This is a genomic window from Cupriavidus sp. 22TCCZM04-2, from assembly GCF_057798895.1.
Window position 1 is genome coordinate 1 of record NZ_JBYOJS010000026.1, and the last position, 25,106, is coordinate 25,106.

General features: G+C 66.0%; 18 protein-coding genes. 8 read left to right on the forward strand and 10 right to left on the reverse strand.

The annotated features are described in order from the left end of the window. Positions 1 to 33: 33 nt before the first annotated feature. From AC3FKG_RS26805 to manD, 4 genes are all read right to left on the reverse strand, one after another. A protein-coding gene (locus tag AC3FKG_RS26805; protein WP_488742417.1) for an IS3 family transposase occupies positions 34 to 1,583 on the reverse strand; the annotation gives its coding sequence in 2 pieces (ribosomal slippage) (positions 34 to 1,097 and positions 1,097 to 1,583; 1,551 coding nt in all). 405 nt (positions 1,584 to 1,988) lie between these two features. Beyond that, a complete protein-coding gene (locus AC3FKG_RS26810; RefSeq protein WP_483709550.1) occupies positions 1,989 to 2,177 on the reverse strand; it encodes a hypothetical protein in 189 nt (62 codons plus the stop codon). A gap of 370 nt (positions 2,178 to 2,547) precedes the next feature. Continuing rightward, positions 2,548 to 3,582: a Zn-dependent oxidoreductase gene (locus AC3FKG_RS26815; RefSeq protein ID WP_483709549.1), complete on the reverse strand. Its 1,035-nt coding sequence runs from the start codon at positions 3,580 to 3,582 to the stop codon at positions 2,548 to 2,550. A 19-nt stretch (positions 3,583 to 3,601) separates the two neighbouring features. Next, entirely contained in the window at positions 3,602 to 4,810 is a 1,209-nt protein-coding gene (gene manD, locus AC3FKG_RS26820) for a D-mannonate dehydratase ManD (protein WP_488744596.1), read from the reverse strand. 228 nt (positions 4,811 to 5,038) lie between these two features. Between manD and AC3FKG_RS26825 the strand changes: the two genes are divergently transcribed. Genes AC3FKG_RS26825 through AC3FKG_RS26835 form a run of 3 tightly spaced genes read left to right on the forward strand, consistent with a single transcriptional unit; the run spans position 5,039 to position 9,474 of the window. Continuing rightward, positions 5,039 to 6,499 (forward strand): mannitol dehydrogenase family protein, encoded by a 1,461-nt coding sequence (locus AC3FKG_RS26825; protein ID WP_483711553.1) that lies wholly within the window; start codon positions 5,039 to 5,041, stop codon positions 6,497 to 6,499. A 45-nt stretch (positions 6,500 to 6,544) separates the two neighbouring features. Then, positions 6,545 to 7,564, forward strand: coding sequence for a TRAP transporter substrate-binding protein (locus tag AC3FKG_RS26830; protein WP_488744597.1), 1,020 nt, complete (start codon positions 6,545 to 6,547; stop codon positions 7,562 to 7,564). 41 nt (positions 7,565 to 7,605) lie between these two features. Further along, positions 7,606 to 9,474 carry a TRAP transporter large permease gene (locus tag AC3FKG_RS26835; protein WP_488744598.1) on the forward strand — a complete coding sequence of 623 codons (1,869 nt, stop codon included), beginning with the start codon at positions 7,606 to 7,608 and terminating at the stop codon, positions 9,472 to 9,474. Positions 9,475 to 9,497: 23 nt separating this feature from the next. Here the strand turns inward: AC3FKG_RS26835 and AC3FKG_RS26840 are convergent, their stop codons facing one another. Both AC3FKG_RS26840 and AC3FKG_RS26845 read right to left on the reverse strand, forming a co-directional pair. Then, positions 9,498 to 9,977 (reverse strand): M48 metallopeptidase family protein, encoded by a 480-nt coding sequence (locus AC3FKG_RS26840; RefSeq protein WP_483711552.1) that lies wholly within the window; start codon positions 9,975 to 9,977, stop codon positions 9,498 to 9,500. A 49-nt stretch (positions 9,978 to 10,026) separates the two neighbouring features. Beyond that, on the reverse strand, positions 10,027 to 10,251 hold the full coding sequence (locus AC3FKG_RS26845) for a hypothetical protein (protein WP_061953311.1): 225 nt from the start codon (positions 10,249 to 10,251) through the stop codon (positions 10,027 to 10,029). A 142-nt stretch (positions 10,252 to 10,393) separates the two neighbouring features. On the opposite strand from AC3FKG_RS26845, the gene ettA reads away from it, so the two are divergent. Continuing rightward, on the forward strand, positions 10,394 to 12,061 hold the full coding sequence (gene ettA / locus AC3FKG_RS26850; protein ID WP_483709541.1) for an energy-dependent translational throttle protein EttA: 1,668 nt from the start codon (positions 10,394 to 10,396) through the stop codon (positions 12,059 to 12,061). 190 nt (positions 12,062 to 12,251) lie between these two features. On the opposite strand, the gene AC3FKG_RS26855 is transcribed toward ettA, so the two are convergent. Next, positions 12,252 to 13,382: a metallophosphoesterase gene (locus tag AC3FKG_RS26855; protein ID WP_488744599.1), complete on the reverse strand. Its 1,131-nt coding sequence runs from the start codon at positions 13,380 to 13,382 to the stop codon at positions 12,252 to 12,254. 352 nt (positions 13,383 to 13,734) lie between these two features. Here AC3FKG_RS26855 and AC3FKG_RS26860 point away from each other — a divergent pair, with 352 nt between their 5' ends. The 4 genes from AC3FKG_RS26860 (at position 13,735) to AC3FKG_RS26875 (ending at position 22,164) form a co-directional block, all read left to right on the forward strand. Continuing rightward, positions 13,735 to 16,119: a carbohydrate-binding family V/XII gene (locus tag AC3FKG_RS26860; RefSeq protein ID WP_483709539.1), complete on the forward strand. Its 2,385-nt coding sequence runs from the start codon at positions 13,735 to 13,737 to the stop codon at positions 16,117 to 16,119. Between the two features lie 209 nt (positions 16,120 to 16,328). Further along, entirely contained in the window at positions 16,329 to 17,549 is a 1,221-nt protein-coding gene (locus AC3FKG_RS26865) for an efflux RND transporter periplasmic adaptor subunit (RefSeq protein ID WP_483711551.1), read from the forward strand. Beyond that, the gene (locus AC3FKG_RS26870) at positions 17,546 to 20,719 is read left to right on the forward strand and encodes an efflux RND transporter permease subunit (RefSeq protein ID WP_488744600.1); all 3,174 of its coding nucleotides are present in this window, start codon (positions 17,546 to 17,548) and stop codon (positions 20,717 to 20,719) included. Before AC3FKG_RS26865 ends, AC3FKG_RS26870 begins: the two co-directional genes overlap by 4 nt. Further along, on the forward strand, positions 20,716 to 22,164 hold the full coding sequence (locus AC3FKG_RS26875; protein ID WP_488744601.1) for an efflux transporter outer membrane subunit: 1,449 nt from the start codon (positions 20,716 to 20,718) through the stop codon (positions 22,162 to 22,164). The genes AC3FKG_RS26870 and AC3FKG_RS26875 overlap by 4 nt, the downstream gene beginning before the upstream one ends. Here the strand turns inward: AC3FKG_RS26875 and AC3FKG_RS26880 are convergent. From AC3FKG_RS26880 to AC3FKG_RS26890, 3 genes are all read right to left on the reverse strand, one after another. Then, positions 22,153 to 23,529 (reverse strand): MATE family efflux transporter, encoded by a 1,377-nt coding sequence (locus tag AC3FKG_RS26880; RefSeq protein ID WP_488744602.1) that lies wholly within the window; start codon positions 23,527 to 23,529, stop codon positions 22,153 to 22,155. The genes AC3FKG_RS26875 and AC3FKG_RS26880 overlap by 12 nt on opposite strands. After that, positions 23,519 to 24,028 (reverse strand): winged helix-turn-helix transcriptional regulator, encoded by a 510-nt coding sequence (locus AC3FKG_RS26885; protein WP_488744603.1) that lies wholly within the window; start codon positions 24,026 to 24,028, stop codon positions 23,519 to 23,521. The genes AC3FKG_RS26880 and AC3FKG_RS26885 overlap by 11 nt, the downstream gene beginning before the upstream one ends. Before the next feature lie 124 nt (positions 24,029 to 24,152). Next, positions 24,153 to 25,055 (reverse strand): LysR substrate-binding domain-containing protein, encoded by a 903-nt coding sequence (locus AC3FKG_RS26890; protein WP_483709529.1) that lies wholly within the window; start codon positions 25,053 to 25,055, stop codon positions 24,153 to 24,155. Positions 25,056 to 25,106: the final 51 nt, after the last annotated feature.

Sequence of the window (25,106 nt, forward strand, 5' to 3'; positions counted from 1 at the left end):
CGGCGTGTGTCAAGGTAGTTGTCGCGTCCGCCGCTATGCTGCTTTCCGGTACTCCTTAGGCTCCAGCTCAGCCCGCTCGGGGTTCAGGTAGACCACTGGATCCAGCTTCCAATTCCGGATTCCCCGCGACCAGCGCTGCGGGTGCCGGGCGCGCGCAGCCTGATACACCACCATTCGTCGCGCCAGCAGGGGTATCGCTTCCCCGCGGTGCCGCTGGTTCGGCGTGACATACTTCAGCCCGCTGTGACGGTGCTCCTCGTTGTACCAACGCACGAACCGATGCACCCATTCACGCGCCTGTTCCAGCGTATCGAATGGCCTCTCGGGCCACAGCGGGCAGTACTTGGCCGTACGGAACAACGCTTCGGCATAGGCGTTGTCGTTGCTCACGCGTGGGCGGCTGTATGACGGCACCACGCCCAGATCCTGCATCGCAGCGCGCATGCTCAGCCCCTTCATGACGCTGCCATTATCAGAGTGCAGCACCAGCGGCCGCCCAGCCGTTTGCTCGCGCAGACAGCCCAGTTCGAGCAGCCGGCGGGCATGCTCCACCGACTCGCTCTCGTGCACTTCATTGACCACCAGCTTGCGGCTGTAGATGTCCTGCATCATGTACCAGTAGAAGAAGCGACCCTTCACCGTAGTGGGCATCCACGTGATGTCCCAGCACCACACCTGATTGGCACCGTCTGCACGATGCGTGGTCGGCGCGCGGGGCTTGGCATTGTGACTGCGTCCACGTCGCCGGCTCTGCCCTGCAGCCCGAAGCACACGGTAGAACGTCGATTCCGACGCCAGGTAGCGGCCCTCGTCGGCCAACTTCGGCACGATCTGGTGCGGCGTCAGGCTCTCGTAGCCAGGCTGGTTGGCCGCTGCCAGCACGGCCTGCCGTTCTGCCTCGCTGAGCTTGTTCGCCGGCACCGGGCGCTGCGCTCCCGGGCGGCCATCCTCTGGCGCATGGCGCCAGCGCTGCAAGGTGCGCTCACTCAAGTCCAGTTCCTCGCAGGCCCTGGACTGGCGTGCACCGCTCTTTACCGCTTCATCGATCAACGCAATGGCATCGCGGCGATCCGAGACGTTGATCAGTCTTCCTCGTCCCTTCCCCAGATCGCCTCGGCTTTTTTTCTCAGCACCAGCAGCGCTGCTGTCTCAGCCAGCGCCGCATCCTTGCGCTTGAGTTCGCGCTCAAGATCCCGGATCCGCTTCTGAGCCGCCTGTTCCTCGCGGCGCTGCGCCAGGTCAGGCTTGTCTGGTGTCTTGGCATTGGCCTGCTCGCACGCGGCCCGCCACGCCCGGATCTGTTCCGGCTGAATACCCTTCCTGCGGCAGTATTCGGACAGCTCCGCCTCACTCAGGGGCGCCGTCTCCAGCACCACTCGGAACTTGTCCGCACTGGACCACTTATCACTTTGTTTGCCGTTGCCTGGCACAACCTTTCCTTGCTCTCGGGCCGCGTTGCGCCAGTTGCGCAGGCACACCGTTGTAATGCCTGTCTCCCTGGCCAACTCCGCCACCGACCGGTTCAAGGGCGGCTTCATCTGCTCGACCACCCATTCTTTGTACTCCGCCGGATAAGGCTTCATCTTCCAACCGTTACCGCCCCCCATTGTCCTTCATCGAAAGGCAGCGAGGCGACAACTATCCTGACATGGAGGGGAGCGACAAAAGAGTAAGCAGAAAAACGCGTCGCTTACCCTAGCGGGCGAATATTGATCGTAGTGTGCCGAGGGCGTTGTACGGGTATTCGCTTCAGGATCTGCCCGGCTGCCTGCCGCGTGGGGCGCGCCCGTATGCAGGCTCTCCGGCAATGATTGAACGAGCCCCGAAACTGTCCGTGGCCCGACACTGCCCGCGATATCGCATCATCGCCTACGGCTGCGCTGCGCGCGGCTCAGTGAAGACCAAGAAGCGGTGGAGAAAGGAATCAAAGCATGCGGGCCTTCTCCCGGCGTAGCCGAAAGTCCGGCCACGCCAGAAGCCATCCCCCGTCAATGCACCTGCAATTCCCCAGCCATTACCAGTCCTAGTCGCGCCCGTACCAGCTCAAGCAGGCAGAACGCACTGAAGCATTCCTCCGACCGCTCACACTGCGGCTCCAGCAGGCGAAGCACACCCTCGATTCCTGCGCTGACTTTTTCAAGGCTGGAATCCGCTGCTGCTACATCGATGATCGACATATGACCTCCATCGTTTATGGAAAGCCTGCCGCAAGAAGTTAGGGAGGCGGCGGGCCTGACGACGAGGGTGGAAGACCGGTGCAGTGATCGGTAAGCCTTGCGGCTGCCTCGTGTCCGCCCGCCATGGAAGCGGATAATTCGCGAACTCGAATCGAACGGCCCCTTCAGGGCCGTTCGATCACTGCTCTCGGGCTTCCACACCCGGTCACCGCTGCGCGATGACAGCCTCAAGTATTCCGCGATGCCGATGGCGATTCGATAGGACAGTTCGCATTTCCGTGCGAACCCGCGCATCCTGCATCAGCAGTGCTGGCCATAAAATGGCGTTGTGCCTAGACCAATCACGGAAATTTCCGATTCCCTGTACCGGTTAACTTGCCTCGCCAAAATCGAGCAATACCTTGCAGCTCTCGCGCGGGTTGCGTCCGGCCAGGTCGAATGCGCCGGTGACTTCCCGGAAGTCGACCGTATGCGTGACGATATGTCCGGGGTCCACCAATCCGCGCGAGATCCAGTCGATCACGGTTGGGAACATCGCGCAGTTGAGGCGCGACGCATACAGCGTCAGCTCCTTCCGCGTCAGCTCTTGCTGCGGGATGGCCGACGGTGTCGCGGAAAAGCCTAGAACACCGATCCGACCCGCCGGCGCCGCAATGCGCACCGCTTCTTCGAGAATCGAAGGGTGGCAGACGGCGTCATAGATCAGCGTCGGGCCGCCTTCCACGCCGCGCAGAGCAAGCGTCTGTTCCAGCGGCGCATGCAAGGTGTTGATGATCTCGTCCTCTTCGGCGCCGCAGGCGCGCGCCAGCGCAAGGCGTTCATCGACGTGATCGGTAATGAAAGTCCGCACGCCATGCACGCGCTTGAGCACTTGCAGCAAGTTGAGGCCGACCGGCCCGGCGCCATAAATCAGCGCGATGTCTTCCGGCAGCACGCCGGTGCGGCAGGCCACGTTGGCCGCCACGGCAAACGGTTCGATCACTGCCGCGCTGGTGGCCGGCAGGCCATCCGGCACCACGTAGGCATTGCGCGCCGGCACGCACGCGTATTCGCTGAAGCCGCCGTCGCGGTGCACGCCTATCACTTGCAGGCCGCTGCAAACGTTCTGCCGGCCGATCCGGCACGCGTGGCACTGGCCGCAGCTGATCACCGGATCCACCACCACCCGCTGGCCGATGCGCGCTGCGCTGACGCCCGCGCCCACCGCGTCGATATGGCCACCGAACTCGTGGCCGATGATGCGCGGATAGGCCGCGAACGGGTTCTTGCCATGGAAGATATGCAAGTCGGAGCCGCAGATGCCGGCGTAGCGCACGCGCACGCGAACCTCGCCCGCGGCGGGATCGGGAGTCGGCCGTTCGCACACGGCCATGCTGTTCGGTTTGTCGACGACCACGCTCAACATGCTGGATCCTTGTTCTGGCTTACCAGTTCCACATTGCACCGTCGCGCAAGCGCGCAACCGGCAGGCAGGCGCGCTCGTACGGATACTTCGCAGCCAGCGTTTCGTCGATCTCGACGCCGAGGCCCGGCACTTCATCCATGACGAGGTGGCCGTCTTCAAAGCGGTAGTTGTGCGGAAACACTTCGTCGGTCAGGGCGCTATGCGGCATCAGTTCCTGGATGCCGAAGTTCGGCGCCCATAGCCCGAAATTGACCGCGGCGGCCATGCATACCGGAGACAGGTCGGTGGCGCCGTGGAAGCCCGTGCGCACCTGGTACATGGCCGCGAAGTCCGCGATGCGCCGCACATGCGTGATGCCGCCCGCGTGCACGATGGTGGCGCGGATGTAGTCGATCAGCTGGTTGCTGATCAGGTCCTTGCAGTCCCAAATGGAATTGAAGATCTCGCCCACGGCCAGCGGCGTGGTGGTGTGCTGGCGGATGAGGCGGAAGGCATCCTGGTTCTCGGCCGGCGTGGCGTCCTCAAGCCAGAACAGGCCGAACGGTTCGAGTTCCTTGCCGAGGCGGGCCGCTTCGATGGGTGTCAGCCGGTGGTGCGCATCATGCAGCAGATGGTGCGCGAAGCCGACCGCCTCGCGCACCTTGCGGAACAGTTCCGGTGTGTGATGCAGGTAGAGCGACGTATCCCACGGCTCCTCCGGGGGCAGGCCTTTCTCCGCCGGTTCGTAATGGCCTTGTTGCCTGCCCACGCCGTACACCTTCGACAGGCCCGGCACGCCGGATTGCACGCGGATGGCCTTGTAGCCTTCCTCGATATGCCTGTGCACGGCATCGATGGCTTCGCTGTGGTCGCGGCCATTGGCATGGCCGTACACCATCAGCCCGTGGCGGCTCTTGCCGCCCAGCAACTGGTACACCGGCATGCCGGCCAGCTTGCCCTTGATGTCCCACAGCGCCATGTCGATGGCCGCGATGGCGGTCATCGTGACCGGCCCGCGCCGCCAGTAGGCGCCGCGGTAGAGGTACTGCCAGATGTCCTCGATGTTGCGCGGGTCGCGCCCCGCCAGGCAGGGAATCACGTGCTCGTCGAGGTAAGCCACGACAGCCAGTTCCCTGCCGTTGAGCGTGGCGTCGCCCAGCCCGTACACGCCTTGGTCAGTCGTCACTCTGACCGTCACAAAGTTGCGATCGGGGCAGGTGACGATGGTCTGTATGTGTTCGATCTTCAAGGCGCGCGCTCCGGTCGGATCAGTCAGTGAGGGTGCTTTCCGTACAACGATGCTACGTCGTGGAGCGCCAGGAAAAATAGGGCAGGGTCTGCAGAAAATGCGGCAATTTCTGCTTAGAGCAGCGGAATTGGAGAACATTGGAGCGCCCATCCGCGATGCTACGCTCGCAGTCATGTGCAAATTTCGGGCGGCGAATGTGGCAAGGCGGACGATCGAGGTACCGAGATGATGGAACTGGGGCAGCACACGCTTTCCAGTATCGACACGGGCGAGACCGGTATCCAACTGCCCGGCTACCATCCCGGCTGCCTGGCCCGCGGCATCGTCCACCTCGGCCTGGGTGCGTTTCACCGCGCGCACCAGGCGCTCTATACGGAGGCCGCCATCCGGCAAGGCGACAAGCGATGGGGCATCCTCGGCGTCAGCCTGCGGGATCCGCGCACGGTACAGGCGCTGGAGAGCCAGGATCACCTCTACTCCGTCACCGAACGCGAAGGCGATGCGGCTACGACGCGCGTCGTGGGCGCCGTGGTGCAGGCCCTGTATGCGCCGCAGGCCTTGCAGCAGGTCATCGCGGCGCTGGCTGACCCGGCCGTCACGGTCGTCACCTGCACCGTGACGGAGAAGGGCTACAGCCAGAACCCGTCCACGTCGGACCTCGATATCGATGATGCGGACATCCGGCACGACCTCTGCCATCCAGCCGCGCCAGCCAGCACGCTCGGTGTGCTGGCCGCGGGTCTCCGCAGGCGGCCAGCGGGAGCGCCGCTCAGCATCGTGTGTTGCGACAACATGTCTGACAACGGCGATACGCTGCGCAAACTGCTGACGCAATACGCCGGGCTAATCGATCCGGCGCTTGCGCGGCGCATCCGGGACGAGATCGCGCTGCCCAATTCCGTGGTGGACCGGATCGTGCCAGCCGCCACGCCAGCATCGCTGGACTGGGTTCAGGAACGCCTCGGCGTGCGCGACGAGGCGGCCATTGTTTGCGAGCGGTTCTCGCAGTGGGTCATCGAAGACTGCTTCGCGGGGCCCCGGCCAGCGTGGGAAGCGGGCGGCGCCGTGCTGACGGGCGATGTGCGCCCCTACCAGGCGATGAAGCTGCGCCTGCTCAATGGCACGCATTCTGCCATCGCCTATGCGGGGCAACTGTGCGGCTTCGACAGCGTAGCCGCGGCCATGGCTGACCCCGTCGTCGGCGCCTTTGCCCATGGCGTGATGCAAGACTTGCGGGATACCGTCGACGCGCCGGCCGCCTTCGACGTTGGCCGCTACTGCGGCGAGCTGTTGCGGCGCTTCGCCAATCCCGCGCTCGCGCACCGCACCGCACAGATCGCGAGGGACGGTACGCAGAAGGTTCCGGTGCGCTGGCTTCCGGCCTTGCGCGAAAGTGCAAGTGCCGGCATCGAACGGCCATGCCTCGAACGCGCGCTCGCCGCCTGGCTGCACTACCTGCGCAGCGATGCCTGTGACAGCGGCGAGCCGCTGGCCGTCCGTGACCCCGGTGCGCCCGCGCTCGCGGTCCGCCTGCGCGTAGCGGCCAGCGACCTCGAAGCCGCAAGGCTGGCGCTCGGCCATGCCGCCGTTTTCGGCGGCGCACCGTGGCCGCCATCGTTCGCGGTACGGCTCGCCCGTTATCTGGCGGTGCTGCGGGAGCGCGGCGCGGCCGTGCTGCTGTCGTCCTGAGCCAGCCGCCATCCAAGCTCAACGCAAGAGGAGACATCCCAAGTCATGGCTACTGCATTGACCCGGCGCCGGTTCGGCGCGCTCACCGTCGGCGGCCTCGCCCTGACGCTGCCCACCTGCCGGGCGTTTGCCCAGGCCGGCAGCATCAAGCTGAAGTACGGCACTGCGTTTCCGGCGGACCATCCGGGCACGCTGCGCATCCAGGAGGCCGCGCAAGCCATCCGCAAAGACACCGGCGGCAAGGTGGACCTGCTGGTCTATCCGACCAGCCAGCTCGGCAGCGAACCGGACATGATTTCGCAAGTCCGAGCCGGCGCCATCGATTTCATGTCCACGGCCGGCACCAACCTGCAGACGCTGGTGCCGACCGCCGGCATCAACGGCGTGGCCTTCGCCTTCAAGGACTACGCCACGGTGTGGGCCGCCATGGATGGCGAACTTGGTGCCTACGTGCGGGCCGCGCTCGGCAAGGCCAACCTGCATGGGTTCGAGCGGTGCCTGGACAACGGTTACCGCAACATCACCACGGCCAGCCGGGCGGTCAACACGCCGGACGACCTGAAGGGGCTCAAGCTCCGGGTACCCGGCATTCCGCTCTGGATTTCGATGTTCAGGGCCTTGGGTGCGTCGCCAACCGCCGTCCCGTTCGGCGAACTGTATTCAGCGCTGCAGACCCGCGTGGTCGATGGTCAGGAGAACCCGCTGGCCCTGATCCGCAGCGCCAAGCTCTATGAAGTGCAGAAGTTCTGCTCGCTGACCGGCCACACGTGGGATGGCCATTTCATCTTCGGCAACGCCAAGAAATTCCAGGCGCTGCCGCGTGAAGCGCAGGCGTCGATCACCGCCAACTTCACCGCTGCGGCGCTGAAGCAGCGCGAGGACATTGCGCGCCTGAATGTCGATGCGCAGGCCGAGCTGACGCGGCTAGGCATCACGTTCAACCGACCCGATCCGGCGCCGTTCCGCAAGCTGCTGCAAAGCGCCGGCTTCTACAAGGAGTGGAAGAGAAAGTATGGCGACGAAGCGTGGGCGAAGCTGGAGAAATACTCCGGCCCGCTCGCATGACGCCAGGCGCAACCGACAAAAACAAGAAGGAGGAGATTGTCATGGAGCACGCCGCCGAAACCTTTGTCCACCCCTCACATGCATCTTCGGCGGCCATGGTGCTCTGGGGCCGGATCATGGCGTGCCTCGTGGAGGTACCTGCCGCGCTGATCGTGCTTGCCGAAATCGTGATCCTTGGTGGCGGTGCCTTCGCGCGGTACGTGCTGCATGACCCCATTCCATGGACGGATGAACTGGCCGGCATCCTGTTTCTCTGGCTGGCGATGCTCGGCGCCATCATTGCGCTGCATCGCAGTGCGCACATGCAGCTGACCACGTTCGTCAAGAACGTGTCGCCGGCCAGGCGCGTCTGGCTCGATGCATTCGGCATGTGGCTGGTGGTGGCGTTCCTGCTGCTGCTGGTCGGGCCAGCCTGGGAGCACCTGACCGAACACCTGGAAGTCACGACACCGACGCTGGAGGTCAGCGAAGGCTATCGGGCCGCAGCCGTATTTGTCGGCGTGGTGCTGATGCTGGTGACCGCCGCCATGCGCTTGCTGGACCGCGCAAGCTGGAGGCCGGTCATCTTGAGCGGCTTGCTGGTCGCCGCCGGCGGCGGCGCGCTCTGGCTGTTGTCGCCCACGCTGATGGAACTGGGCAATGCCAACCTGGTGATCTTCTTCCTGCTGATGCTCGTCACCTGTGTGGTCATCGGCGTTCCTATCGCCTTTGCCTTCGGCCTTGCGACGCTGTCGTATCTGGCGCTGTCCACGGCCACGCCGCTTTCCATCATCCCGAACCGCATGCAGGAAGGGATGTCCCACCTGATCCTGCTGGCGGTGCCGCTGTTCGTCTTCCTGGGGGGGCTGATCGAGATGACGGGGCTGGCGCGGGCGATGATCAACTTTCTGGTCAGCCTGATCGGCCATCTGCGTGGCGGCCTGCAATATGTGTTGCTGGGGGCGATGTACATCGTCTCGGGCATCTCGGGCGCCAAGGCCGCCGACATGGCCGCCGTGGCGCCGGCGCTGTTTCCCGAGATGAAGAAGCGCGGCGCCAGGGATGGCGACCTGATCGGGCTGCTGTCGGCGTCGGGGGCCATGTCGGAAACCATTCCGCCTAGCATCGTGCTGATCACGGTTGGATCGGTGACCGGTGTGTCGATCACCGCGCTGTTCGTCGGCGGTTTGATGCCCGCAGTCGTTGGCCTGGTAATGATGTCTTTCGTGGTCTGGTTCCAGACGCGCAAGGAAGACATGAGCGGCGCCGGGCGGCCCTCGCGCAAGGAAATCCTCAGGTTGCTGCTGATTGCGTTGCCTGCGTTGGCCCTGCCGGTCATCATCCGCACCGCGGTGGTGGAGGGCGTGGCCACGGCCACCGAGGTATCGACCATCGGCATCTTCTACACCGTGCTGGCAGGCGTGCTGATCTACCGCCAGTTCGACTGGCGGAGGGTCTATCCGATGCTGCTGGACACGGCGGCGCTGTCGGGAGCGATCCTGCTGATCGTTGGCTGCGCCACCACGATGGCGTGGGCGCTGACACAGTCGGGTTTTGCGCTGGACCTGGTGAAGATCATGTCGGCCGTGCCCGGCGGCAAGATTGGCTTCCTGCTCGTCTCGGCGCTGGCCTTTGTCGTCCTGGGCAGCCTGCTGGAGGGCATTCCCGCCATCGTGCTGTTCGGCCCGCTGCTGTTCCCGATTGCGAAGCTGATCGGGGTGCACGAGGTGCATTACGCCATGGTGGTGATCTTCGCGATGGGCCTGGGCCTGTTTGCGCCGCCGTTCGGCGTGGGCTTCTATGCGGCCTGCGCCATCGGGCGGGTTTCGCCCGATGTGGCGATGCCCCGGGTCTGGCCCCACATTGCCGCGTTGTTCATAGCCCTGTTGCTGCTGACACTGGTGCCGTGGTTCTCAATCGGCTTCTTGTAGAGCTGCCGTTGCGGCATGCCGGGCTAGAGTTCGCGCGACGCCAGCCACAGCCGCGTGTCGAATTCGAGCTGGTGGTAGTGCGGCTCCATGTGCTCGCACAGGCGATAGAACGCCTTGTTGTGGTCACTCTCCTTGAGGTGGGAGAGCTCGTGCACGACGATCATGCGCAGGAATTCGGGCGGCGCTTCCTTGAACAGCGAGGCCACGCGGATTTCCTTCTTGGCCTTGAGCTTGCCGCCCTGCACGCGTGAAATCGCGGTATGCAGGCCGAGCGCCTTGTGGGCCGTGTCGAGGCGGGCGTCGTAGCCGACCTTGTGCAGCGGCGGCGCGCTGCGCAGGAATTCCTGCTTCAGTTCGGACGCGTAGTCATACAGTGCGCGGTCGGACTGCACGCCGTGCTGGCCCGGGTAGCGGCGCGCGATGTGCTCGCCAAGCTTGCCGGCCGCGGCCAGTTCGCGCACCTGGTCGAGCACGCCTGGCGGGTATCCGCCCAGGAAGCGCATCGGGTCCTTCGCGGACGGCTGCCAGGTGTTTGCGTTCACGGCGCGCGGATCAGTGGTGGTGGTGATGGTGGTGCATCCAGCTGTTGTCCATCGAATTGACGAAGGACTCCACGGCGTCCTTGTCGCCGGTGGCGTGGCGCATCAGCTCGCCGCATTTGCAGAAGCCCTGGTACGGCGTGATATGCGAGCAGGCCGAAGTCTTCTGCAGGTACAGCGTGACGGGCTTCGTGCACTTCTTGCACTTGAACTTAAGGGTCAGGGCAGGTTTGCTCATGGGCGAATGAAATCAATGGGTTAGCGCTACAGCGAACTCTGGATTGTACCGGGCGCGCCGGCATTTCGCCGACCGGCGGGCACGTGCTTTGTTAAACTCCGCCCATTCCCAAATTCCCCGCACAGCACGGACACCGCACTCCATGGCTCAGTACGTTTTCACCATGAACCGCGTGGGCAAGATCGTTCCGCCCAAGCGTCACATCCTGAAGGACATCTCGCTGTCCTTTTTCCCCGGCGCCAAGATCGGCGTGCTTGGCCTGAACGGCTCGGGCAAGTCCACGGTGCTGAAGATCATGGCTGGCCTGGACAAGGAGATCGAAGGCGAAGCCACGCCGATGCCGAACCTGAACATCGGCTACCTGCCGCAGGAACCGCAGCTGGATCCCGAGCAAACCGTGCGGGAATCGGTGGAAGAAGCGCTCGGTGGCGTATTCGAGGCGCGCAAGAAGCTCGACGAGATCTACGCCGCCTATGCCGAGCCGGATGCGGACTTTGACGCACTCGCCGCCGACCAGGCCAAGTACGAGGCGATCCTGGCCGCCAGCGATGGCAACAACGCCGAGCTGCAGCTCGAAATTGCCGCCGATGCGCTGCGACTGCCGCCGTGGGACGCCAAGGTCGGCCACCTGTCCGGTGGCGAGAAGCGCCGCGTGGCGTTGTGCCGCCTGCTGCTGTCGCGCCCCGACATGCTGCTGCTCGACGAACCGACCAACCACCTGGACGCCGAGTCGGTGGACTGGCTGGAACAGTTCCTGACGCGCTTCCCGGGCACCGTGGTGGCCGTGACCCACGACCGCTACTTCCTCGACAATGCCGCCGAGTGGATCCTGGAACTGGACCGCGGCCAGGGCATTCCCTGGAAGGGCAACTACAGCTCGTGGCTGGACCAGAAGGAAAACCGCCTCAAGCAGGAGGAAGCCAGCGAATCGGCCCGCCAGAAGGCGCTGCACAAGGAACTGGAGTGGGTGCGCCAGAACCCGAAGGGCCGACAGGCCAAGTCCAAGGCGCGTCTGGCCCGTTTCGACGAGCTGAACAGCCAGGAATACCAGAAGCGCAACGAAACCCAGGAAATCTTCATCCCCGTGGGTGAACGCCTGGGCAACGAGGTGATCGAGTTCGACAACGTCAGCAAGGGGTTTGGCGACCGCATGCTGATCGAGAACCTGAGCTTCAAGGTGCCGCCGGGCGCCATTGTCGGCATCATCGGCCCGAACGGCGCCGGCAAGTCGACCTTCTTCAAGATGCTCACGGGCCAGGAACAGCCGGACAGCGGCGAGATCAAGATCGGGCCGACCGTGAAGATGGCCTTCGTCGACCAGAGTCGCGACGCGCTGGATGGCAGCAAGACCGTGTTCGAGGAGATTTCGGGCGGCGCCGACATCCTGACCGTGGGCCGGTACGAAACGCCGTCACGCGCCTACATCGGCCGCTTCAACTTCAAGGGCGGCGACCAGCAGAAGCAGGTCGGCACGCTGTCGGGCGGTGAACGCGGCCGCCTGCACATGGCCAAGACGCTGATCGCCGGCGGCAACGTCCTGCTGCTGGACGAACCGTCGAACGACCTGGACGTGGAAACGCTGCGTGCGCTGGAAGATGCGCTGCTGGAGTTCGCCGGCTCCGTGATGGTGATCTCGCACGATCGCTGGTTCCTGGACCGGATCGCCACGCACATCCTGGCCTTTGAAGGCGATTCGCACGTGGAATTTTTCCCGGGCAACTACCAGGAATACGAGGCGGACAAGAAGCGCCGCCTGGGTGAGGAAGGCGCCAAGCCGAAGCGGATCCGCTACAAGCCGATTTCGCGCTGATTGGTGCGGCCTTAAAGCTAACGCCCCTTCAATTGAAGGGGCGTTTTGCATATCAGCGGTGACCGAGGATCACGGCACATGTTGCCTTTCCTGGCTCAATGATCACAGTGCTCTCCCTGGCGTATGTGTATCTATTGGCATCTGCCAATAGGCTTGCGTCGGCAAGCAAGCTCGTCGACGCATTTCAGCCTTACGCTCGCACCAGCCTCACCCGCGTAATCTCCGACGGCGCCCCAAACCGCTTGGGTGGCCCCCAATATCCCGTCCCCCGGCTGACATAGACCCACATCGCCCCATGCCGCGCCAAGCCTGCGGTGAACGGCTGCTGCATCGGCACGAACAGGTTCCATGGCCAGAACTGGCCGCCATGGGTGTGGCCTGACAACTGGAGGTCGAAGCCGGCCTCGACCGCGGCAGGCGCCGTGCGCGGCTGGTGGGCCAGCAGCACGCGTGCGCCGGCGCGTGGCGCGCCTTGCAGCGCGCGCGTCGGGTCGCTGCGGTGGTGCTCGTGGAAGCGGCCAGCCGAGTAATCGGTCACGCCGGCCAGTACCAGGACGTCGCCGCCATGATCGAGCGCCACGTGCTCGTTCATCAGCACGCGCAGGCCAAGCCGGCTTAGTTCGGCGATCCACGGTTCGGCGCCGGAGTAATACTCATGGTTGCCAGTGACGAAGTACACCCCGTGGCGTGCCTGCAGCCGCGCTAGCGGAGCGGTGTGGGCGGACAGCTCGCGCACGGTGCCGTCGACCAGGTCGCCGGTGATGGCCACCGCATCGGCCTGCAGGCTGTTGACGCGGTCGACGATGCGGTCCAGGTAAGGCCGCTTGATCGTCGGGCCGACGTGGATGTCGCTGATCTGGGCGATCGTGAAGCCATGCAGCGCCTCGGGCAGGCCGCTGACCGGCACGTCGACTTCGACCACCCGGGCGAGCCGCCGAGCATTCACGTAGCCGGCCAGCGTCACCAGCAGCGCCAGCGCCGGCACTGCGGCGGCGCTATAGGCGTACAGCCCGACGGGTTGCCAGCCCGCCAGCCAGGCCACGACCAGCACGATGTCGCGAGCAACCGTCAGCACCAGCAGCGTGGAGAAGAAGCCCATCGCCAGCATGCCGATCCAGGACACCGCGTCCGACCACGGCTGGCTCACGCGGCGCGCCAGCAGGCCGGCCGGCAGCAGCGCGCATGACAGCGCCAGCCAGGCGCCGCCCAGCAACTTGACCAGCAGGGGCAGCGGCAGGTCAGGCAGCAGGCGCAAGCCGATATAGGCGTGCAACAGTGCCGTGATGGTACCGGCGGTCAGGATGGTGATCCTTGGGGTCATGGGGGCGGATTTGGGCGAGCGTCCGGAAAAGGTGGGGCCAGCGCGGCGCAGGTTCAAGGGCGTACACGCTGCCGGCGTGGCTGCAATGTGCCATTGACGGTCGTGGCAGGGATTTACCGCCGGTCTTCCGGGATCGAATCGAAATCGGCATGTGACGCAGCCGACGCGCTTCACGCGTGCCGAGGTTAGTGATCTGAGCCTTTTGCGGTCTCGTGCTGAATGTTTTTGAAACGGATTGTCCGCCCTTGCAGGCTCATCTAGATTCGCACAAAGACGGGTCGGTTGTGCCGCATCGTGCCCAGCGTTCGTCTGTTATGCCTGCACGGCGGTCAGCCCAAGCCGGAGATATTCCATGTCGTTTCGCCTTAAGCACGCCAGCGCGCTGGCGGTTGCCGTCTGCATCGCGCTGTCGCCGGTCGCGCCACAAGCGGCAACACCGCCCAAGACGGTTACCCCGCTTACCTGGCCCCGGAATTTCGACGCGGCCAGCGAGCATGTCGAGTTGTACCAGCCGGAGATCGAGAAGTGGGAAGGCAACCGCATGTCAGGCCGTGCCGCGGTGGCAGTCGGCGCGAAGGACGGGTCGCCGACGTATGGCGTGGTCCATTTCTCGGCCATCGCCGATATCGACAAGCCATCGGCACTGGTCCAACTGACCCAGATCACCATTGAAAGCGTCGAGGTGCCGACGCGCCCCGACGCCGCCGACCAGGTGCGCAATGCCCTCCTGGCCCGGCTTCCGCCCGCCGGCCTGACGGTGCCGCTGGACGAACTCCAGGCCAGCTACGCCGTTTCGCGCCAGCTGGCCAGCGCGGCGCGGGTGACGGTGAAGAACGATGCTCCGCAGATTGTCTTTGCCACCACGCCGACCCTGCTCGTGTTGGTGGACGGTGACCCGGCCTGGCGCGCCGTGCCGGGGACCGGCTACGAACGCGCGCTGAACAGCCGGGCCATGCTGCTGCGCGAGCCCGGCGGCGAGTTGTACCTTCAGGCGGCAGGGTATTGGTATCGGTCCGAGTCCGCAGGCGGCTCCTGGGAAGTGATGGCGACCGTGCCAAAGAGCCTGCAGTACGCCGCCACCAAGGCCGCCGCGTCCTTGAAGCCCGACGCGATGCTGCCGGCGGACGGCAAGCGCCCCGCGCGCGGGCCCGACATCGTGCTGGCGACGCGGCCGACCGAACTCGTGGTGACCAGCGGCGCGCCACAGATGAAGCCGGTGGGTGGCGGCGGGCTGCTGGCCATGTCAAATGCGGACCACGCAGTGTTCGTCGATCCGGCCTCCAACAACTACTACGTACTGGTGTCGGGCCGCTGGTTCCGCGCATCGATGCTGCCAGGCCCCTGGGAATACGTGCCCGGCGCCGAGCTTCCGGCCGATTTCGCGAAGATCTCCCCGAACGATCCCAAGGCCAACGTGCTGGTGTCGGTGCCGGGCACGCCGCAGGCAAAGGAGGCCGCGATCGCCGCCACCATTCCGCAGACGGCCACCGTGTCGCGAGCGAAGGCGGAACTGACCGTTGCCTATGATGGCGCGCCGCGCTTCGTGCCGATCACCGGCACGTCGCTCAGCTACGCGCTCAACACCGGCACGCCGGTGATCGAGGTGGACAGCAGCCATTACTACGCCGTGGCCAACGGCGTCTGGTTCACGGCGCCTTCGCCGGCGGGCACCTGGCGCGTGGCGACCGAGGTGCCATCGGCCATCTACACCATTCCGCCGAGCTCCCCGGTCTACTACGTGACCTACGTGCGCATCTATTCGGTCACGCCGGAGACCGTCGTGGTCGGCTACACCCCGGGCTACATGGGCGTGGTGGTCAGCGCCGACGGCACCGTGGTGTACGGCACCGGCTACGTCTATCCGGCGTATGTGGGCGCGGTCTATTACGGCTATCCGGTCACCTACGGCTATGGCGCGGGCTTCGGCATCGGCCTGGCCGAGGGTTTTGCGTTCGGCTTTGCCGCCGGCGCCTTCTGGGGGGCGGCGTCGCCTTACTGGGGACCTTACTGGTGGGGCGGCGGCCCCTACAACTGGAATTACGTGAACGTGAACCAGGCCAACTTCTACGGCCGCTGGGGGCAGGGCACAGTCACGCACGCGCAGGGCTGGAATGCCTGGACAGGCACCGAGTGGCGCGGCACCGCGGCCTCGGGATTCAACCCCGCCACGGGCGCGCATTTCCAGGGCAGCCGCGGCGCCGCGTTCAATCCGTATTCCGGCAATTTCGCGGCGGGACGGCAGGGGTCGTTCGCCAATCCGTCCACCGGCCGTGAAGGCGCCGGGCGTGGCGGTGTCGTCGGCAACGAATACACCGGCAACTATGCAGCCGGGCGCCAGGCCGCCGGCTACAACGCCCAGACCGGGCGCGTGGGCGCGGCCGAGGCCGGCATCGCAGGCAATGCCCAGACGGGCCAGCACACGGCCGGCAGCCGTGGCTTCGTTGCCAATCCGGACAAGGGCAATGCGGTGGTCTGGAACAACGGCAATGTCTATGCCGGGCACGACGGGTCCGTGTACCAGCACACCGACAACGGCTGGCAAAAACACACGCCGGGCGGCTGGGAACCGGTGCAATCCAGCAACGAAGTCACGGGCCGGCTGGACCAGCAACGGCAGGCGCGCGAAGTCGGCCAGCAGCGCTTCCAGGGCGCGGCGCAGCGATGGCAGGGCGGTGGCCGTTTCGGTGGCGGCGGCTTCCGTGGCGGCGGCAGGTTCCACGGCGGCTTCCGGCGCTGAGGCGCCGGCGGCAGAGCGAAGCGGCGCCCGCGCATGACGGCCGATTTGCGCGACGAAATGAGTAAACACGGCCACAAAAAGTTTGAATAGGCGCGCCCTTTGGCGCGCCGTAACCTGCCTGAACAGGCACCAGCACGGCCGGCTTTGGCTCGTCGTGCCTGGAACAAGAGGCTGCCATGTTTGCTGGCACAGGAGGTCACGTGAGGACAATGCTCAACTGGCGCAGGGCAGCGGGGCTGCTTGCGGTCTTGCTGGTGGCGGGGTGCAGCAAGGAGAAGCCTGCGGCAGTTGCGCCTCCTGCGGCGGAGGTCGGGGTCATGACGGTGGCGCTGCGGGACGTGCCGCTGGTCTACGACTTCGTCGGCCAGACCGAGAGCTCGCAGCAAGTGGAGATCCGGGCGCGCGTCAATGGCTTCCTGGACAAGCGGGTCTATACCGAAGGCGCCGTGGTCAAGGCCGGCCAGACCCTGTTCCTGATGGACCGCAAGCCGTTCGAGGCCACCTTGCAGGCGGCCGAGGCCGAACTGGGGCAGCAGCAGGCCCGCCTGTCCACGGCTCGCGCCGACCTGAAGCGCGTGCGGCCGCTGGCCGAACGCAACGCCTTGAGCCAGCGCGATCTCGATGATGCCGTGGGCAAGGAACAGGCTGCCGCGGCGGCCGTGGAAGGCGCGAAAGCCAATGTCATCAGCGCCAGGCTCAACCTGGGTTATACGACCATCACTTCGCCGGTGGCCGGCCTGTCGAGTTTCGCCAAGCGCCAGCCGGGCTCCTATATCGACTCGGCCAACAGCCTGCTGACCTACGTCGCCAGGCTCGACCCGATGTGGGTGAACTTCAGCCTGTCCGAGAATGAAGTGCTGCGCATGCGCACGGAGCGGGAATCGGGCGCGATCAAGTATCCCGGACAGGACCGCTTCGAAGTCGTGATCGTGCTGGCCGATGGCACCGAGTTCCCGAACCATGGGCGCATTGCCTTTGCCGATGCCTCGTTCAACGCGCAAACCGGCACCTACCTGGTCCGTGCCGAAGTGGCCAACCCCGAGGGCGTGCTGCGCCCCGGCCAGTTCGTGCGGGTCAAGGTGCATGGCGCCACGCGCACGAGCGCCATTGCCGTGCCGCAGGACGCCATCATCCAGAGCCAGCGCGGCCAGACCGTGTGGGTGATCGGGCCCGACAACAAGGCCCAGCAACGCGTGGTCGATGTCGGTGAGTGGACCGGCAATAACTGGGTGGTACGTTCCGGACTGAAGGCCGGGGAGCGCGTCGCGGTGAGCGGCACGCTGCGCCTGGCGCCTGGGGTACCGGTCAAGCCGGTCGAGGCCACGCCGGGCTCTGCGCCCGCCGCGGCCAGCGGCGCCGTGGCGCCGCCCGCGGCTCCCGCTCCGGCATCGAGCACGGCAGCCGCAGCACCGGCCGGGGGCAAGTCATGAAACTTGCCCACTTTTTCATCGACCGCCCCATCTTCGCGGCGGTCGTTTCCATCATCATCACGGTGGGCGGCCTGGTCGCGCTGACCAAGCTGCCGATCGCCCAGTTCCCGGATATCACGCCGCCGACGATCACGGTCACCACGCGATACCCTGGCGCCAGCGCGGAAGTGGTGGCCCAGAACGTGGCCGCGCCGATCGAGCAGCAGGTCAATGGCGCGGACCGCATGATGTACATGAGTTCGACGAGTTCCTCGACGGGCGACCTGACGCTGACCTCGTATTTCGAGATCGGCACGGACCCGGAACTCGCGCAGGTCGACGTGCAGAACCGCGTCAACCTGGCACTGCCCACGCTGCCGAGCGAGGTGACGTCGCAGGGCGTGTCGGTGCAGAAGCGTTCGTCCGCGTTCATGATGGTGATTGCCATCTACTCGCCGGACAACAGCTACAACCAGACCTTTGTCGGCAACTACGCCAACATCTATGTGCTGGACGCGATCAAGCGGATACCCGGCGCCAACCAGTCATCGATCTTCGGCAGTCCCGACTACGCCATGCGCATCTGGCTGCGGCCGGACCGCATGGCCTCGCTCGGCATCACGACCGAGGACGTGAAGAACGCGGTCGCGGCCCAGAACCAGCAGTTCTCCGCCGGGCGTATCGGCCAGTCGCCCACCAACGGTCCGGTGCAGCTGACGTTCCCGATCTCGACCAAGGGCCGCATGACCGAGCCGGCCGAGTTCGACAACATGATCCTGCGCGCGCAGTCCGGCGAAACCGCGCTGGTACGGCTCAAGGACATCGGCCACGCCGAACTGGGGTCCAAGGACTATTCGCTGCGCAGCCGCTACAAGGGCAAGACCGCCACGCTGATGGCGGTCTACCAGCAGCCGGGCGCCAACGCGCTGGACGTCGCCAAGCAGGTGCGCGCCACATTGGCCGATCTGAAGAAGAGCTTCCCGCCCGGGCTGGAATACGAGATCGCGCTCGACACGACAGAGTTCGTGCATGAGTCGATCAACGAGGTGGTGCATACGCTGCGCGACGCCGTGATCCTGGTGATCCTGGTGGTGTACCTGTTCCTGCAGAGCTTCCGCGCGACGCTGGTGCCGCTGCTGGCCGTGCCGGTGTCGATCATCGGCGCCTTTGTCGGCATGAGCGCGTTCGGCTTCTCGGTCAACATGCTGACGTTATTTGGCATGGTCTTAGCGATCGGCATCGTCGTGGACGATGCCATCGTGGTGATCGAGAACGTCGAGCGCAACATGACCGAGTTCAAGCTGCCACCGAAGGAAGCCGCCAAGCGGGCGATGGACGAGGTGAGCGGGCCGGTGGTGGCGATCGTGCTGGTGCTGCTCGCGGTGTTCATCCCGGTCGCATTCCTGTCCGGTATTACGGGCCAGCTCTACAAGCAGTTCGCGGTCACCATTGCCGTATCGGTGGTGCTGTCCGGGGTCGTGGCGCTGACCTTGTCGCCGGCGCTGGCGGCCATCCTGCTCAAGCCTGGCGAACACAAGAAGAACCGCTTCTTCACCTGGTTCAACAACAAGTTCGACCAGCTCATCGCCGGTTACGACAAATCGCTGCAGCTGGTGATACGGCGCTCCGTGGTGTCGATCGCGCTCATACTGGTGATGGTCGCCGTGAGCGTGCTGATGTTCATCCGCATTCCGGGCTCGTTCCTGCCGGTCGAGGACCAGGGCTACCTGTTCGGCGCCGCGGTCATGCCCGACGCTGCCAGCCTGGACCGCACCGGCGACATGACCAAGCGCGCGGAGGCCTGGCTGGCCAAGCAGCCGGGCGTGGCTTCGGTGGCGACCGTCGACGGCTACAGCCTGATCGACTCCCAGAACAAGAGCAATTCCGGCACGTTGTTCATCACGCTCAAGGGCTTCCATGATCGCGGCAAGGGCGAAAGCGCGAACGATCTGATCGTCCAGGGCAAGAAGGAGTTCTCGGCCTACCAGGACGGCGTGGTCATCCCGATCAATCCGCCGTCGATTCCTGGCCTGGGCACGACCGGTGGCTTCGAGTTCTGGCTGCAGAGCACGGGCGACAATACGTATCAGCAGCTGGAGGAGCGGGTGCGCGCGTTCATTGCCAAGGCGCACCAGCGGCCGGAACTGACGGGTGTGAATTCGACCATCAACTCGCGTTCGCGCCAGTACCTGGTGGAGGTGGACCGCGAACGTTCCGAAACGCAGGGCGTGCCGGTCGAGAACGTGTATTCGGCGCTGCAGACCATGTTCGGGTCGCTGTACGTGAGCCAGTTCCCAAAGAACAGCCGCCTGTTCCAGGTGATCCTGCAGGCGGAGCCGGATTTCCGCTCGCGGCCGGAAGACCTCGACAAGGTCTACGTGCGCAACAGCAAGGGCGAGATGGTGCCCATCAAGGCGGTGACCACGACCAAGTACATGCCTGGCGCCGACATCGTCACGCGCTTCAATAACTTCCCCGCCGCCAAGATTGTCGGCGACGCCGCGCCGGGCTACAGCTCGGGGCAGGCACTTTCGGCCATGGAGGAAATCGCGCAGGAGGTGCTGGGCGAGGGCTACGCGTATGCCTGGAGCGGGCAGGCCTACGAAGAGAAGACTGCCGGCTCCACCGCCGTCTACGTGTTCGCCTTCGCGCTGCTGATGGTGTTCCTGATCCTGGCGGCCCAGTACGAAAAATGGTCGCTTCCGCTTGGTGTGCTGCTGGCGGTGCCGTTCGCGCTGTTCGGCGCCTTGCTGGGCATCCTGATGCGGGGCATGGAGAACGACGTCTACTTCCAGATCGGACTGACCGTGCTGATTGCGCTGGCCGCGAAGAACGCCATCCTGATCTTCGAGTTCGCCGTGGAAATGCGCGAGAAGGAAGGACTCAGCGCGTATGACGCCGCCATCCATGCGTCCAAGATGCGGCTGCGCCCGATCATCATGACCTCGCTCGCGTTCATCCTGGGCTGTGTGCCGCTGGCCATTGCCAGTGGCGCATCGGCGGCCAGCCGGCAATCGCTTGGGACGGGCGTGATCGGCGGCATGCTCGGCGCCACGGTGATCGCGCTGTTCTTCATCCCGATGTTCTTCTGGGGGCTGGAGCGCATGTCCGAAGGCAAGGCCAAGGGCGAAGCCAAGGCCGGGGGCGCGTCGCAGCCGCCAGCCGTGCCACCGGCGGGAGAACCATCATGACCGTGCGTGCCTGGATGCTGGGCGTCGGTGCCGCGGCGGCGCTGAGCGGATGTGCAATCGGTCCCAATTACCAGCGGCCGGAAACGCCGGATGTCGCGCAATACCGCATGGATACCGGCCAGCTGGCCATTGCGGCGGACGGCGACTGGTGGAACCAGTTCAACGATCCGCAGCTCAACGCGCTGGTCGACGAGGCGTTGGCCAATAACTACGATGTGCGCATTGCCGCCGCGCGCATCGACGAATTCCGCGGCCAGCTGATGGTCGCGCGCTCGGGCTTGTTCCCGCAGCTGAACCTGAGCGCGGCCGCCACCCGCCAGCGCGCGGGCACGTTCAACGGCACGCAGTTCGCGTCGTTCGACGGGCCGCGCAACTCGTATCAGCTGCTGGCCAACGCGAGCTGGGAACTCGACCTGTGGGGCCGCATCCGGCGCCAGGCCGAGGCCGCCGAGGCCAGCCTGTGGAATGCCGAGTACGCGCGGCGCGGCGTGGTGCTGTCGCTCGCGGCGTCAGTGGTGCAAGGGTATGCCACGTTGCGCGGACTCGATGCGCAGCTTGAGGTCGCCAAACAGACGCTGGACTCTCGTGCGAGCGGGCTGGACATCTTCAAGCAGCGCTACGAAGGCGGGGTGATCTCCGAGATGGAGCTGGCCCAGGCCCAGAACGATTTCTATGTTGCGGAGGCCTCCATTCCGCAGATCCGCACCAGCATTGCGCAGACCGAGAATGCGCTGTCGGTGCTGCTCGGGCGCCAGCCGGGGCCGGTCGAGCGGGGCAAGGGCATCTATGAACTGCAGGCGCCGCCGGTGGGCGCCGACCTGCCTGCGGTACTTCTGTCGCGCCGCCCCGATGTGCTGCAGGCCGAGCAGGTCGCGGTGGCCGCCAACGCTCAACTGGGCGCAGCGCAGGCGCTTTACCTGCCGTCCGTCAACCTGAGCGGCTTGTTCGGCGCAATCGCATCGTCTCCGGCGGGGTTGTGGGACAGCGCATCGCGGGTGTGGGGGTTTGGTGCGGGACTGACCCAGCCGATCTTCCAGGGCGGCGCCATCCGTGGCCAGGTGCAGACGGCGTCCGCGCAGCGCACCGAGGCCATGCTGGCCTACCAGGGCACGGTGCTGGCGGCGCTGGCCGACGTGAACACCGCTCTCGCCAACGGGGTCGAAACGCGTAACCGGCTGGGCAGCCTGCGCAACCAGGAGAAAAGCCTGACCATCTATGCCGACCAGGCCTTTGCGCGCTATGAGGGCGGTTATTCGAGCTACCTGGAAGTCACCAACGCGCGCGAGAAGCTGTTCGACGCGCAGCTGGCGGCGATCCAGGGGCAAGTCGACGTGCTGAACGGCACCGCGGCGCTGTACAAGTCGCTGGGAGGCGGCTGGCCGGCGGTGCCCGATGCGGTCCGGGGCGCAGGCATGCAGGGCGACGCGCCCGTGCTAGCGCGCTGACCATTCCCCCTGGCGCACGCCCAGCGCCGTCACCAGGCCGTAGGCGGTGATCCCCATCGCCACGCCCAGGAAATGCCCATCCAGCCCCATGCCGGCGACATTGGCGAGAAGCCAGCCGCCGCCGGCGGCCAGGCCGATCCGGCACAGGCCGGCCGCGATCGGCCAGCGCATGCGGCCCGCGCCCATCGAGGCAAAGTACAGCGCCATGCCCAGCCCGAAGCCGCCAAAGGCCGGCCCGACCCAGGACAGCGCACGCGCGGCAATGGCGGCGACCTGCTCGTCCTGCGTGAACAGCCCGGCGAACCGGTGCGGCATCATGCCGACCAGTGCGCCGGCCAGCCCGGCGATCAGCAGCGCCAGCAGCGCGCCGACCCATGCCGTACGGCGCGCGGTGCGCCAGTCCCCCGCGCCGACCGCGCGGCCGACCAGCGCGGTCAGCGCCGAGCCGACGCCGAACGCCAGCGGGATCATCAGGAATTCAAGCCGCGCCGAGATGCCGTAGGCAGCCACGGCGGCGGTGCCATGGTGGCGCAGCTGCGCAGTGACGAGGATGGTGGTCAGGTTGGCCACCGACGCCAGCGCGCACGCCACCAGCCCGACCGCCAGGATGCGCGCGAACAGCGCGCGGGACGGCCGCATGCGCAGCACCGGCACGAAGCCCGCGCCGCCGCGCGCCACCACCACGGCCATGGCCAGTGCCGCAGCCCACGACACCGCCGCCAGCGCCGCGCCAATGCCGGCCAGACCCATGCCCATCGGCTCGGCCAGCAGCCACGACAGCAACGGAAAGGCTACCCACATCAGCGCCAGCACGCGCGCGGCCAGCGCGTGGCGTCCGCCGCCGCGCAGCACCGAGGCCAGCGTGTTGGCGAGCCAGGCGGGCACCGCGCCCACCCCAAACAGCCAGATCGCGTAGGTGGCCGCTGCCTCGGCCGCGGTGACACCGGCCACCGCGCCCAGCACGCCACGCGGGAAGCCCGCCAGCACCACGGCGAACGCCAGGCCGGCCGTCACCGCGATGATGAGCGCGTGCAAGACCAGCGCCGAGGCCTCGTCACGCTTGTTGGCCCCCAGCGCGCGGGCGATGGCGGACACCACGCCGCCGCCCATGGCGCCCGTGGACATCTGCTGCAGCAGCAGCGCAAACGGCAGCACCACGGCCCAGCCGGCCAGGGCCGCGGTGCCCTGGCGAGCGGCGAGCCAGGTTTCCACCAGCTGCGCGCAAGACTGCAGAATCGCGATCACGGCGGTTGGCCCGGCCAGGCTGCCGATGCGGCGCGCCAGTTCGGTCGCCGGTACGGGGTCCGAACTGGCGGCCGAGGCTACGGTATTGGGGGTGGTCATGGCGGGCGTTTCAGGAGGCATGGTTGTCCTCCGGCTCGGCGTCGGTTTCGCCGAAGCGGCGGCGCAGGAAGCGTCCCGCGCCAGGGCCAGGCAGGACGCGGACATCGTCCAGCGTGATCGCGCTGCCATCGGCGCGCGTGAGCGAGGGCGTGGGGATTTCGGTGCCGCTGCGCATGTCCTGCAGGACCGTCAGCGGACCCTTTTCATCGGCCATCCAGCGGTCCGCCCAGGCCTTGAGTGCGACATAGGCGGGGAAGAAGTCCCGGCCTTTTTCCGTGAGCTGGTAGACATGGCGCCCGCCCCCCTCAGGCGTGACGCGACCCAGCAGCCCGTGCGCCACGAGCGTCTTCAGCCGCGCGCTCAGGATGTTGGGGGCAATGCCCAGGTTCTTCTCGAATTCGTCGAAGCGCGTACTGCCGTAGAACGCTTCGCGCAGCACCAGGATGGCCCAGCGCTCGCCCAGCACCGCCATCGAGCGGGCCACGGGGCAGGGCATGGTGGTGAAATTGGTTGGGGGCATAGGTCTTTCGCGCCTGGTGTGGTTTTACTTGCGATTTGCAAGTTTTCGGAATAATAGCTTGCGAATTGAAAGTTTGCACGGCACGTTTCGGCGTGTCGTACAGATCTCATTCGTCTTTGCCGTGCTATCCGTTGAACACCGGCAGCTTGCCAATCTCTTCCTTCAGAAACGCGATCAGCGCGCGCGTCGCCATGGTCGGATGCCGGCTCGGCGTGGTGATGACGTAGAGGCTGCTGCCGAGCCCTTCCGGTTTCCAGTCGGGCAGCACCGGCACCAGTTGGCCCTGCCGCACTTCCTCCCAGCTCATATAGCGCGGCAGCAGGCTGACGCCATGGCCTTCGCGCACGGCCTGGTGCAGGAAGCGGAAGTGCTCCGATTGCAGATGGGGCGTGAGTTCGACTTCCTCGCGCAGGCCGTCGCGATTGAGGGCCAGCACGAAACGCGTGCCGTACGGCGGGCACAGGAAGTGGCAGCGCTTCAGGTCGGCTGGCACGCCGGGCGGCGCCACGCGTTCCAGGTAGGCGGGCGACGCGCACAATTGCCAGTCGATCGGGCAGATCTCGCGCGCCACGTGGTCCAGCGGCGGCGACGACGTCACCCGCAGCGCCACGTCGATTTCCGATGCAATCAGATCGACCACGCGGTTCGCGAAGAACACGCGCAGCGTAATGCCCGGGTAGCGCTGCGCGAACTGCAGCAGCAGCGGCGCGACGAACGCATCGCCCAGCCCCGTGGGCATGCTCACGCGCACATGGCCGCGCAGCGTCTTGCCCAGGCTGTCGATCTCGGCCTGCGCCGATGCCACCTCCTGCAAGATCCGCAGCCCATGCTGGTAGAGCGCGTGGCCGGGCTCGGTCATCTCCAGCCGGCGCGTGGTGCGGCGCAAAAGCTGGGCGCCGGCCTGCTGTTCCAGCTCGCGCAACTGGCGGCTCACCTGCGAGCGCGTCACGCCCCGGCGCCGGCCGGCCTCGGCCAGATTGCCGGCATCGACGATGTCTACAAAAGCCTCGATCAGGTTCAGGTCCATCGGGGATTGCCTGCAGGATTGTCACGTCTGGCGCAACATTGTGATTCCGGC

Coding starts and splice junctions, on each gene's coding strand:
- AC3FKG_RS26890 (WP_483709529.1), bottom strand. CDS start 25,055: ATGGACCTGAACCTGATCGAGGCTTTTGTAGACATCGTCGATGCCGGC.
- AC3FKG_RS26810 (WP_483709550.1), bottom strand. CDS start 2,177: ATGTCGATCATCGATGTAGCAGCAGCGGATTCCAGCCTTGAAAAAGTC.
- AC3FKG_RS26825 (WP_483711553.1), top strand. CDS start 5,039: ATGGAACTGGGGCAGCACACGCTTTCCAGTATCGACACGGGCGAGACC.
- AC3FKG_RS26840 (WP_483711552.1), bottom strand. CDS start 9,977: ATGCGCTTCCTGGGCGGATACCCGCCAGGCGTGCTCGACCAGGTGCGC.
- AC3FKG_RS26875 (WP_488744601.1), top strand. CDS start 20,716: ATGACCGTGCGTGCCTGGATGCTGGGCGTCGGTGCCGCGGCGGCGCTG.
- AC3FKG_RS26835 (WP_488744598.1), top strand. CDS start 7,606: ATGGAGCACGCCGCCGAAACCTTTGTCCACCCCTCACATGCATCTTCG.
- AC3FKG_RS26855 (WP_488744599.1), bottom strand. CDS start 13,382: ATGACCCCAAGGATCACCATCCTGACCGCCGGTACCATCACGGCACTG.
- AC3FKG_RS26860 (WP_483709539.1), top strand. CDS start 13,735: ATGTCGTTTCGCCTTAAGCACGCCAGCGCGCTGGCGGTTGCCGTCTGC.
- AC3FKG_RS26815 (WP_483709549.1), bottom strand. CDS start 3,582: ATGTTGAGCGTGGTCGTCGACAAACCGAACAGCATGGCCGTGTGCGAA.
- AC3FKG_RS26885 (WP_488744603.1), bottom strand. CDS start 24,028: ATGCCCCCAACCAATTTCACCACCATGCCCTGCCCCGTGGCCCGCTCG.
- AC3FKG_RS26845 (WP_061953311.1), bottom strand. CDS start 10,251: ATGAGCAAACCTGCCCTGACCCTTAAGTTCAAGTGCAAGAAGTGCACG.
- AC3FKG_RS26865 (WP_483711551.1), top strand. CDS start 16,329: ATGCTCAACTGGCGCAGGGCAGCGGGGCTGCTTGCGGTCTTGCTGGTG.
- ettA (WP_483709541.1), top strand. CDS start 10,394: ATGGCTCAGTACGTTTTCACCATGAACCGCGTGGGCAAGATCGTTCCG.
- AC3FKG_RS26870 (WP_488744600.1), top strand. CDS start 17,546: ATGAAACTTGCCCACTTTTTCATCGACCGCCCCATCTTCGCGGCGGTC.
- AC3FKG_RS26830 (WP_488744597.1), top strand. CDS start 6,545: ATGGCTACTGCATTGACCCGGCGCCGGTTCGGCGCGCTCACCGTCGGC.
- AC3FKG_RS26880 (WP_488744602.1), bottom strand. CDS start 23,529: ATGCCTCCTGAAACGCCCGCCATGACCACCCCCAATACCGTAGCCTCG.